We start from the raw sequence: 12321 nt of genomic DNA, 5'->3' as shown, positions 1-12321 counted from the left end.
AATATTCCCTGCCGCAGGACGCTAATGGCGATTGCGGCGAGTGATGCGCCATTTCAAGTTGACATCACCGCAGCGGAGCGGGATGAAGCGGGAATGTCTGACCGAGCGGAGAATAATTCCATGTCTGCCCAAGTGGCTCCTCTGCGTGTTCAGCGCGCCCCCGCCCCTCTACGCGGCGACGTGGTGGTGCCGGGAGACAAATCCATCAGTCACCGCGCCTTGATGCTTGCCGCCATGGCTCAAGGCCGGTCGGAGATTTCAGGTTTGCTGGAGGGGGAGGATGTTTTGCGCACGGCGTCCGCCATGCGCGCCCTCGGCGCGGAGATCCGACAGGACGGCGCGCGTTGGGTCGTGTATGGCCATGGCGCGCAGGGTTTGCGGGAGCCTGACGATGTGCTCGATATGGGCAATTCCGGCACGGCAGCCCGTTTGATGGCGGGCATTCTCTCGACGCAGCCTTTCAACAGTTTCATGACGGGTGATGCGAGCCTTCGCGCCCGCCCGATGAAGCGCGTCACCGACCCGCTTCAGAAAAACGGTGCGTGCTTCGTGACGCGGCAAGGGGGGCGCCTCCCCATGGTGGTGGTTGGCACGGCACAGGGGACGCCCATCCATTACCGGCTGCCTGTGGCGTCCGCCCAGGTTAAATCCGCCATCCTCCTCGCCGGACTCAATGCGCAGGGTGAAACGCTGGTTGATGAGCCAACGCCGACGCGTGATCATACCGAAAATATGCTGCGCTATTTCGGGGTCGATGTTGCCGTCAATGAAACGGACTCCGGCGGTCGGCTTATTCGTTTGACGGGACCCGCGCATCTCAACGCGCAAAATGTGATTGTCCCGGGTGATCCCTCATCCGCGGCTTTTCCGATTGTTGCGGCCTTATTGATTCCGGGTTCAGATCTTATAATCCGGAATGTCGGGCTGAACCCTCTGCGGACGGGCCTTCTGACGAGTTTGCAGGAAATGGGCGCGCAAATCACAATTGAGGATATCCGCCGGGAAGGGGGTGAACGCGTTGGTGATTTGCGGGTCAAGGCCTCCACTCTCAGGGCGGTCGACGTGCCTGAAAAGCGGGCGCCCTCCATGATTGATGAATATCCCATTCTTTCCGTCGCCTGTGCTTTTGCCGAAGGCACGTCCCGCCTGCGAGGACTGGGTGAATTGCGCGTCAAGGAAAGTGATCGCCTCAATGCCACGCTCGCTCTGCTGAAGGCGAACCATGTCACCGCGCGCATTGATGGCGATGACCTCGTCATTGAGGGGCGCCCCGATGGTGACGGCCTTGGCGGCGGGCGGGTGGAGACATTGATGGATCATCGTCTCGCGATGAGTGCCATCATTTTCGGCCTCGCCGCGTCAAACCCGATTGACGTCGATGATACCGGCTTCATTAATACGAGCTTTCCCGGCTTCATTGATCTCATGAATAAAATGGGTGCCGGGCTTTGAAAGCCATCATCATCGCCATTGATGGGCCGGCAGCCGCGGGGAAAGGCACGCTGGCCGTCGCGCTGGCGCAGCATCTTGGTCTGCCGCATCTCGATACCGGGCTTCTTTATCGTGCGGTCGGGCGTCTGATGCTGGATGAAGGGCGGGATTGTGCGGGTGACGATGCCAGCGATATCGCGGCCCGGCTTGCGCCGTCAGACCTTAAGCGCACCGATCTACGCCTGCCGGAGGTGGATCGTGCAGCGAGCCTCGTGGCGGCGCAACCTGCCGTGCGCGCAGCCTTGCTGCAACGCCAAAGGGACTTCGCCGCCACCCATGGGGCTGTCATGGATGGGCGGGATATCGGCACGGCTGTTTTCCCCCATGCGGATATAAAATTATTCGTGACCGCTTCAGCGCGTGCTCGCGCCGTGCGTCGATATCAGCAATATCATGATCGTGACCCAAGCCCGGCCGCGTTAAGCCAGCTGGAGGCGGAAATTGAGGCGCGTGACCATATCGACTCCGCGCGTCATGTTTCACCTTTACAGCGGGCTGAGGATGCGATCCTGATTGAAACGGATGATTTGACGCCGGATCAGGTTCTGGCGCGCGCTTTGGATATTGTGGCCCGTCACCCCAAATTCTTAGCGGGAAACCCCTGAATTCGCCTTTTATGTTGACATGGAAGGGTCAGAGGGGCCAGAACACCCAACGGCATGCGCCGCGCCCGACTGCGGGTTTTTCATTATTGGCTTATTTCAAAAATAAGCATGTCGTGGGTCACAGGATCTGCGCAAACAACGTCCTGGCAATAAATTTCCGGGGCAGGAAATTAATACCACATGGCTTCAGCCACTACTCTTGAATCGGGCAAAAACAAAGCCCAGACCCAAGGCAATGAGGATTTCGCCGCTCTCCTTGAAGAAACTCTCGGCTCGGATAGCGGGTTCGAAGGGTCCGTCGTCACGGGGCAGGTCATTCGCCTGAATGACGAGTTCGCCATTGTTGATGTCGGTCTGAAAAGTGAAGGGCGCGTCGCGCTTAAGGAATTCGCCCCCCCAGGTGTGGCAGCGGATGTCAAGCCCGGCGATGTGATCGAACTTTATGTCGAGCGCTACGAGGATCGAGACGGATTAATCGTTCTCTCCCGTGAGAAAGCCCGCCGTGAAGAGGCATGGACCTCACTTGAGCGCGCCTTCGCCAATAATCAGCGCGTCAATGGCACGATTTACGGGCGCGTCAAAGGCGGCTTCACTGTGGATCTCGGTGGGGCGATGGCCTTCCTGCCGGGCAGCCAGGTTGATATCCGCCCCGTGCGGGATGTCGGCCCCCTGATGGGTCAGCCTCAGCCTTTCCAGATTCTGAAAATGGATCGTGCACGCGGTAATATCGTTGTTTCCCGCCGCGCCGTGCTGGAGGAAACCCGTGCCGAGCAGCGTTCCGAACTGATTCAGGGCCTGAAGGAAGGCATGATCCTTGATGGTGTTGTCAAAAACATCACGGATTACGGCGCCTTCGTTGATCTCGGCGGCGTCGATGGGCTACTGCATGTCACGGATATTGCATGGAAGCGTATTAATCACCCCGCTGAAGCTCTGCAGATCGGCCAGCCCGTGCGTGTGCAGGTCATTCGTTTCAACTCGGAGACGCAGCGTATCTCCCTGGGGATGAAGCAGCTCGAAGCTGATCCTTGGGAAAATATTGCGATCAAATACCCGCAGGGCGCGCGTTATACAGGACGTGTCACCAACATCACGGATTACGGCTCGTTTGTTGAGTTGGAAGCCGGCGTTGAAGGGCTCGTCCACGTTTCCGAAATGTCCTGGACCAAGAAAAACGTCCATCCGGGCAAACTCGTCGCCACGTCTCAGGAAGTCGATGTGGTCGTGCTTGATGTGGATAGCAGCAAGCGTCGGATCTCTCTCGGTCTGAAGCAGGTGCAGCGCAATCCGTGGGAGCATTTTGCTGAAGAGCATAAGGTCGGTTCCGTCATTGAGGGTGAAATCCGCAATATTACGGAGTTCGGTCTCTTCGTCGGGCTTTCCGCGGATATTGACGGCATGGTGCATATGTCCGACCTCTCTTGGGATGAGGCCGGTGAGGTCGCCATGGCGAAATATGAGAAAGGCCAGGTCGTTCAGGCCAAGGTACTGGATGTTGATGCGGAGAAAGAGCGTATCTCCCTCGGTATCAAGCAACTGCATGACGACCCTGCCGCGGACACACTGTCCCGCGTGCATAAAGGCGATGTCGTGACGTGCGTCGTCACCGCCATTCAAAGCAACGGGATTGAAGTCAAGGTTGATGATGTCCTTAGCGGCTTCATCCGCCGGGCGGAGCTCGCGCGCGACAAGGCTGAGCAACGGCCGGAGCGCTTCGCTGTTGGTGAGAAGGTCGATGCGAAGGTCGTCTCTGTCGACAAGGCGGCACGCAAGCTGGCGCTGACCATTCGCGGCCGTGAGGTCGAGGAGGACAAGCAGGCGATTAATGAATATGGCTCATCCGATAGTGGTGCCTCCTTGGGAGACATTCTCGGTGCGGCCATTCGTCGCCGGAGCACAGAGGCCTAACTGTCTCAAAATTCAAAGAAAGGCCATCCTTCGGGGTGGCCTTTTTTTTACACCTGTCGATAGGTCGCAGCCCCCCGATTTCGCGCGCGGCGACCATTATCCGTCAGTCATGTTCATGACGGAATGCGACGCGAGGATTTATCTCGATTATCCGCCTTGACGATTTTTATTTGAAGCGGATATGGCCTTGCGTCTCAGGCGAGAGGCTTCCCATGAAGATGAATACTTTTGGACATGGCTTCTTGACCTCAGAATCTGCCTGATCATCAGAGGTCGCGATGCGTCGGCATGCGAATCACTTTTCCGATCTGGAACACAATCTCGCGAACGCCGTCTTAAGGCTTATGTGAATTGAAAAAAAACTTATTTAATAATTGGGAAAAGAAAAGACGTTACAATGACTTCGTAAGAAAATTTAATAGCTGAAATATCCGTAAGATGCGCCAGTAACGAAAATCGGACGTCTTACTCGTGCCTTGCGATTCCTGGAGTAAATTTGGATGGCAGAGCGTAATGCTGAGGAATTTTTTTTTCACATCCGGCACATGCCGATTTACTTCGATGAAGGAAAATTGGCGCCTATTCTGGGATATAGGATGGTTAATCTCTCGCGACGCCGGGCGCACACCCAATAGGGGGCGGGAAAGGGGCGGAGACCGACTTAAAAAACGTATTTTTAGAGTTGGATTTTTCCCCGATGTGGTTAATAAACTCTTTTTGAAAATTGATGGACGAGTTTCACTGCGTCGAGCGGCTCGCGCGACTTTGTCAGGAAGTTCGGATATTGCAGTATGCGGTTGTGAGGCATGAATGACGGTAATCTACAACACGAATTTTACGCATAATCCCAATTCCTACTTGACGCTTTGCGTCGAGCGCGCCGCTCAGGCGGTCTTTGGGCATGACAATGTGGTTGTGGCGGAAAATATGTCGCTCGCGGAGATTGCGGCTTCAGGGGAGCATGATACGCTCATCTGCCTTGACGCGCAAAGGCTCAACCTACCATTGATCCGTCGGGTCCGCACTTCGTTCAAAACGCTCATTCTCTGGACGTTCGAAGATCCGTTCATGCTCGACTTCAATGTCAATAATGCAGCGATTTTTGATTACGTTTTTACAAATGATCCGTCATGCGCGGCACATTACCAGAAGAGAGGGCATTACCTTCCTTTAGCCGCGAGCGCCTCAATCCATAAACGTCCCATCAAATCGGTCAAAGACCTTGATTATGACATTTGTTTCGCGGGGACGATGTGGCCTAACCGGGTCAAGACGTTGCAAATGATCGTGGCCGCTTTCCCGGAAGCGCGCATGAAGCTGATCTGTCCGGGCAACCCCTACCTGCCACCATTGCCCGCCGACCTCGCAGCTTTGGCTATTCAACGCCCGGTAAGTCATGAGTCCTTCATTGACTTCGCCAATGCCAGTGCCGTGACCCTGACAATGTTCCGTGACTATGCCAGCCATGGTGATGTCAGCCAGGCCACAGCGCCGGGGCCGCGTTTCTATGAGCTCGGCCTCGCCGGCACCGCGCAGGTGATTGAGGCGCCGGATGCCATGGACATGCAATATTTCTCGGACGTTGAAGGTATTTCCGTCGTGCGGGATGCGCATGGTATGGTGAACGCCGTTCATGACCTGCTCGAAAATGAGACACGTCGCCAGCGTGCTGCCCGGGCAGCGCAGGAGAGCGTCCTGTCAGCCCATCTTTATGAGCATCGCTTGAAAGAAATCGCTGACCTCACAGGAGCAAACTTCAAACGTCATGTGACGCCGACGGAAATTGCCCCGAGGCGTGGCAAAATGCGGGTGCTGATGTGCACCCATTCCACTATTTTTGAGAAGGATTGGGGTGGGGTCGAGGTTTATCAGCAAACCTTGTGTGCCTCCCTCGGGCGTGAGATTGAATTTTTTTACTGGCTGCGACGCGGCACTGTGTGTCGTCTCACAACCGCGAATGGCCGGGAAATTGAGCAGCATGATGTTGAGGAAATCAACTGGACCGACGCTCTGTGTGATGCTGCGGAGGAACGCGCTTTCTCCCAGGTGATCGGGCGTCACAATATTGATATCGTGCATATCCAGCATCTGGGCCATCATGCGCTCTCCCTTCCCATCATCGCGAAGGCCTGTGGCACGGGCGTTGTCTTCTCCGCGCATGATTTCTGGCTGATTTCCTCCCGCTATAATCTCCTGAACCAGGATCTCCGCTTTGATGAGGGTCAGGTTCGGTCCGTCCTGGCCTCTGACATCATCCACAAAATCACGGATAATGTCGCCTATGGGGGTGACCAGACGCGACGCGCCTTCGTCAGTATGATGTTGCGCAGTGTGGACGCTATACTCTTCGGCACTGAGTATTCGCGCAATCTCACCCATGAGATTTATCCGGTCCTGGATGACAAGCGCAGCTGCGTTTACGGCGTGCCTTCCCCGGAAACGACCTTCCCCGTCACGCCGAAATCATATGCGCCGCTTGAGGGGAGACCTCTCGGCGTGGCGATCATCGGTAATTTCCTCCGCACCAAGGGCGCGGACGCCATCATCAACTTGCTGGAAATCGCGCATCCAGAGCATTTTGAGTTTCATATTTTCGGCTATATCCACCCCGATTATGAAGCGGTCGTTCGTGGTTTGAATCGTGACAACGTCAAATTCTACGGACGTTATAATGCGGGTGATATCAGTGCGCTGACGGTTGCGGATGTCGCGCTCAACCTCTCCATATGGCCGGAGACCTATTGCATCTCACTGTCTGAAGCATGGCAGAGCGGGCTTATCCCGGTTGTGACAGATGTTGGCGCGCTGGGTGACCGTGTCGAGGATGGCGTTAATGGCTTCAAAGTACCGATCGGTCGTCCGGATGTCGTGCTTGAACGCCTCGAACTGCTCCGCTCCTCCGAATATATGCGGAAGGACATCATGCAGAACATTACCCCGGCATTGTGGGTGACGGCTTCTGACTATGCGGAGAAGATGCGCACGCTTTATCATGACATTGCGCCCCTGAGGCCCCTCGGCACGGCGGAGCTACAGGTTGATGCGGGGCAGTTGCATATCCTGCCGCACAAATCATGGCGTCATCAGGCGCCCCCGCGGCATATTTTTGACCCACCGACCCAGCATGATTTGATGATTGAACTGCCCGAACCTGTGATGGATTGGGTCGGTATCCAGGGTGCGGAATATTATGTTGACGATGTCTGTCACCGCGTGTTGTCGCGTTCAGGACTGGAGACATTCCAGCCTGCGGATGAATTCCATATTCGCGGATGGTATGTCCTCCCGGATTGTAACTCATCGGGCGCAATTTACACGGCATTGATCAGTCAGGATGATGACACGGTTATTTTCGTTTCCTGCTCGCGGGAAGCGCGTGGGGATGTGACGGCCTTCCTGCCGAATGCACCTTTACGTTCCGGTTTTTCGGGCAAGGCCGCCCTGCGTGGCAAATGGTGTGAGGGGGCATTCCGGATCGGTCTCGTCAATATCGTCAATGGTGCGGCATCTTTCCTCCTGACGCCGATTATTATTGAAGTTAAGGGCGCGAAAGTGATCAGTCTGCGCAATCAAATCCCTGAAAATGAGGTCGTGCTCAACAGCTTCGACCGCGTTGCGGGGCGAGACGGTGTTCTGCGTGGAATCAAGCTTGATCGTCTGATGCAGCGTAAATGGTATTTTGAGTCGGCCGAATTCCTCTTCTTTATCGACGCGTTTGCGGACTTGCTCGGGCAGGAAGGGGATGCGACAGATAATCTGCCGAGTGCCCAGTTCTTCACCCGTGGGTGGGGCTTCATGCGGCGTTTCGATCGCGCGGGAGATATGTTCCTCGCCTTGGTATCGCGTGACGGTGCGCAGGTGATTTTCTTCGGGTTACAGCGCGCGCCGCGCCTTGATGTGCAAAATGAGTTTAATGAAGCGCCTTTAAGTGTCGGCTTCCAAGGACATATTGATCTTGAAGCGGGGTATTACTCTGATCTCACAGGTCTTTATGACGTTTGCCTCGTCAATACGATCGGCACATCTTACGGCCTCAAAGCGATCAGTATCGAGCTTGAGCTGAAGGAAAACAAGTTGGTGCAGTCGCGATATAGAAGCCTGACGCCTGAGGATGAAGCGCGTTTTGAGGGCGCTATCCGCCAGCGGATCGAGAAACAGGATGGCCTGACTTGGTGAGCTACTACGCCGCTTTCGGAGATCGCCTCCCCCTGTGGGCGGAGATTGATGAAGCCTGGTATTTTGAGCAGAAACCCGACTTGCGCGAGGAGATCCTTGCGCAAGGCTTTACGGATTTAAGTCTTTATCACGAGGCGGTCGGCGCCGCTGCCGGCCTGTCTCCCAACCCTTACTTCGATGAGGTCTGGTATCGCGCAAAATATCCCGAGGTGCGGGAGGCCATCAAAGAGGGCGTTTTCTCCAGCGGGTTTGAGCATTATTGTCAGGAAGGGTTCCGCGTTCGCTCTCCCCACTGGCTCTTTTCTGAAGAGCAATATCGTTGGAGCTACGCGGGTTATGACGATGCATGGCTTGAGGCGCATGGTTATCCCAATGGATATGCGCATTTCCTGAATAATAAAATCTCGCTTACGCTGACCGGCAGTCCGTTTTTTGATCCTTTCGTCACGCGTGCCTGGTTTCAGGCGCAGTCCTCCGATGATCAGGCGGGGCGGCATCCCTATCTCAACGCGCTCAATCCGTCGATGAGCCTTGAGGGTGAACCGCGTCTGTCCTGGTTTTTCGATCCTGACTGGTATCTCGCCAGATATCCTGAGGTGGCGCAGGCTGTTGCAGAAAAGCGCTTTCAATCAGCGCTTCATCATTACCTGACAAATAATACTCCTGAACATTTTGATCCCCTCCCATATTTCAGTGAGTCAGCTTATCGGCAGGCCTACCCGGATGTCGTGCCTGCTTTAGGGGGCGGCATTTTCCGAAGCGCCTATGAGCATTTTCTGCGTCATGGCGCCTATGAGGGGCGTCGTCCCGATGCGGAAATTGATCTCGGCCCCTGGATAGAGCGCTTCCGGCAACTGGGCCCGATGGCGGATCGGGAGGCGGATCACCCTTTCCGACAATGGATGCGCGCGCAATTCGCCCCGGTAGGAGAGACGCATGCCGCGGTCGAGCTTGATGAGCGTGAAACGCGCCCCCTTTTTCTGGAGGAGGCCAGGCAATGTGCTGACATTGCCTTGAGGGGACGCCTCGATTTCACCTGCCATGGAGAGCCCGACATCTCGGTCATTCTCGTCATGCGCAACCAGTTTGCGTTGACGATGCAGGCTCTGGCATCATTACGCGCAAATTACGATGGCCCGATGGAGGTCATCATCGTGGATTCCGGGTCGAGCGATCTGTCAGGGCAGATTGAGAACCACGTTGACGGTCTGCACGTCATGCGGTTTCCCTATAATATCGGTTTCCTTCTCGGCGCCAATGAGGCATTGCCGCGGGTTCGGTCCCCTTTTTGTCTTTACCTCAATAATGACATCAAGCTTTTCCCCAATGCCGTCGCCAATGCGCTTCAGAGACTGAAATCTTCCGATGATATCGGCGCTGTCGGCGCGAAAATCATCCGGTCACACATGCGTCTTCAGGAGGCCGGATCGATCATCTGGCGGGACGGGGCGAGTTACGGTTATCGCCGTCAGGATGACCCGAATATTGGAGAGGCGAATTTCGTCCGCGATGTCGATTATTGTTCTGCCGCATTTTTGATGGTGCGCACTGAAGATGCGCGACATCTGGGCGGGTTTGATCCGAAATTCGCGCCAGCCTATTTTGAGGATACGGATTTCTGTCTGCGCATGCTTAAATCAGGCAAGCGGATCGTCTATGACCCGTCCGTCGCCGTCGAGCACATGGAGAGTGGAAGCTTCGGCCTGACGGATTCCCATGATTGGATCCAGATCAATCATCGCGTCTTCTTCAACCGTCATCGGCAGCTTTTACTTGCCAAACCGCCGCCACATGTCCGTAACGCGGTGCTGGGCCGTGAGCAAAAAAGGGGGCGGGAGACTGTCCTTGTGATTGAGGATCGCCTGCCCGTGCGGCGGCTCGGCTCCGGCTATGTGCGCTCCAATGAGGTCGTTCGGGCGATGAGTGCGCTTGGCTATCAGGTCAGCGTATTTCCCATGATGGACAAGGCGAATGACCCGGCGGATCTCGTCCATGATTTTCCCGATGATGTGGAGCTGCTGACAGACTGGCACCTTGACCGGTTTACGTCATTTATTGAGGAGCGCGCGGGTTATTACGATATCCTCTGGATATGCCGCACGCATAATCTCTCTCGACTTCTTCCCATCGTGACGGAGCACGGGCGATATCTCCCCATGAAGCGCGTCATTCTTGATACGGAGGTGATCGACACGCCGCGGCGTTTCGAAAAAGCGCGCATTCTCGGTGCGCCGAAAATCAAAGAATCTATGGCGGAATTGATCGGCGAGGAACTGGCGAGTTCCCATTTCTGCCAGCAGATCGTCGCGGTTTCCGCAGATGAGGCCAAAATGGTGCGAGAGGCGGGATATGAGCATGTCTCAATCCTCGGCCATGCGCTGGAACCTGACCCGACTCAACGGCCCTACCAGGAGCGGCATCATTTCCTTTTTGTCGGGGCGCTCTACGCGGAAGACACACCGAATTACGACAGTCTCAAATGGCTCATTGAAGAGGTGTTTCCCCATCTTCACGCCATGATTGATGACCCGCCTCTCCTGACAATCGCAGGATATATCGATCCGGATCTCGACATCAAGTCATGGCGGGAATTGCCGCACGTGCGCTGTGTCGGTCCTGTCAGGGATCTTAAGGCGCTTTATGACAGTCATCGCGTTTTCGTGGCGCCGACGCGCTATGCCGGGGGACTCCCTTATAAAGTGCATGAGGCGGCGTCATTCGGCATCCCGATTGTCGCGACGGACCTCTTGGCGCGGCAGGTCAACTGGAAGAACGATGTCGCGCTCCTCTGCGCAACGGCGGGTGACCCGCGCGCTTTCGCGCGGCAGATGGTTTCTCTTTATTATGACGCGGAAATCTGGCATCGCGTGCGTCTTGAAGCACTCGCTGCCGTGACAAATGATTGTGACCCGAATGATTTCAAGGCGCGTGTTGCAGAAATTCTGACGCGAAGCCTTGCGATTTCTCAAATATAGCTTTGATAGAGGTTAGGCAGGTTGATGGCTGTTAAGACAAACGCGAAGCCCAAAGCGCGAAAGAGCAAGGAAGTGGAAAAGAGCCTTAATGCAGGCGCGGCCGTGCAGCACCGGGTATTGGTCTGTAGCGGCGGCCGCTTTGAATCTCAGGCAAATGCGCAGGTCCGTGAATCCGTCATGGATGGCTGGGCCGAATGTCTGGGAGAGGAAAATGTGGCTTCCGTGCATATCAGCGGTGCCGCCGCATCCATACAATATCTGAAACCGACGATCGTTTTTGCTATCGGGTCCTATCTGCCGGAAAGCACCTATTTTGGTGAGGTCTGCCGTGAAGCCCGCAAAATCGGGGCGGTGACCGTTTTCTGGGCGACGGAAGATCCCTATGAGCAGGATGCGCATTACCGGATCTCAAACGATTTCGACGTGGTGTTCTCCTGCGATCATTGGGGCCATAATTTTTACCAGCGTGAGCGGGTTTACCACCTCCCGCTCGCCGCCAGCCGGAAACTGCATTATGTCCCGCTGACGGAGGAGGGTGAACGCCCGATTGACGTGCTTTTCTGCGGTGTCGCTTTTACGAGCCGTAAAGATGTCGTGGCATCCCTCATGCCGGTCCTCTCCCAGCTGAATATCAAGATTATCGGCCCGGGCTGGGGCGAATTCGGGACAGGTTTCTCGGATGCCCGCATCGAGAAAGACCAGTTGATTGAGCTGTATCGGCGGTCAAAAATGGTTCTCAATCTCGGGCGCTCCCTCCATTTTGAAAATAATCGTTACGTCATTACGCCCTCAACACCAGGCCCCCGCACGTTTGAGGCTGCGGCTGCCGGTGCGTTTCAGGTGTTCCATGAGGACACGTATGAAATGCGGCGCTATTTTACGACGGAGGAAATCCCGCCTTTCTCAAATCTGGTTGATTTTGAACGCGTCGTTGCGACCTATATCAAGGATGATGCGGCCCGTTACCGCGCCTCACGCCTTGCGCAGGAGCGCACGCTGGCTGAGCATACTTATGGTAATCGCATCCGTACAGTGATTGAGAAGCTCCAATCAGAGGGTTTGCTCGCCTGAGCCCGCTTCAGTGGCGTCGCGAAGCGGCCGACAGGCGCGCAGGCTGACGCCACGCTTCGGGCGCTCTCACTGTGCGGCATGTTGTCGCCATCGTG

General features: G+C 55.7%; 6 protein-coding genes. All 6 read left to right on the top strand.

Annotated features, from left to right (window positions below):
• Positions 1-93: 93 nt before the first annotated feature.
• Positions 94-1452 carry a 3-phosphoshikimate 1-carboxyvinyltransferase gene (aroA, locus tag CGLAMM_RS02360; RefSeq protein WP_418115359.1) on the top strand — a complete coding sequence of 453 codons (1359 nt, stop codon included), beginning with the start codon at positions 94-96 and terminating at the stop codon, positions 1450-1452.
• Positions 1449-2096 (top strand): (d)CMP kinase, encoded by a 648-nt coding sequence (gene cmk, locus CGLAMM_RS02355; protein ID WP_394819493.1) that lies wholly within the window; start codon positions 1449-1451, stop codon positions 2094-2096. The genes aroA and cmk overlap by 4 nt, the downstream gene beginning before the upstream one ends.
• A gap of 180 nt (positions 2097-2276) precedes the next feature.
• Complete coding sequence (gene rpsA, locus CGLAMM_RS02350; protein ID WP_394819494.1) at positions 2277-4004, top strand: 30S ribosomal protein S1; 1728 nt, start codon at positions 2277-2279, stop codon at positions 4002-4004.
• An 810-nt stretch (positions 4005-4814) separates the two neighbouring features.
• Positions 4815-8180 carry a glycosyltransferase family protein gene (locus CGLAMM_RS02345; RefSeq protein WP_418115298.1) on the top strand — a complete coding sequence of 1122 codons (3366 nt, stop codon included), beginning with the start codon at positions 4815-4817 and terminating at the stop codon, positions 8178-8180.
• A complete protein-coding gene (locus tag CGLAMM_RS02340; protein ID WP_394819497.1) occupies positions 8177-11155 on the top strand; it encodes a glycosyltransferase in 2979 nt (992 codons plus the stop codon). Before CGLAMM_RS02345 ends, CGLAMM_RS02340 begins: the two co-directional genes overlap by 4 nt.
• Positions 11156-11179: 24 nt before the next feature.
• Positions 11180-12226 carry a CgeB family protein gene (locus CGLAMM_RS02335; RefSeq protein WP_394819498.1) on the top strand — a complete coding sequence of 349 codons (1047 nt, stop codon included), beginning with the start codon at positions 11180-11182 and terminating at the stop codon, positions 12224-12226.
• The last annotated feature ends 95 nt before the right edge of the window (positions 12227-12321 follow it).

The sequence above is a fragment of the Sorlinia euscelidii genome (genome assembly GCF_036452135.1).
Lineage (GTDB): Bacteria > Pseudomonadota > Alphaproteobacteria > Acetobacterales > Acetobacteraceae > Sorlinia > Sorlinia euscelidii.
Note: the sequence above shows the minus strand (reverse complement) of the source record. Positions and strands in the feature narration are given on the sequence as shown.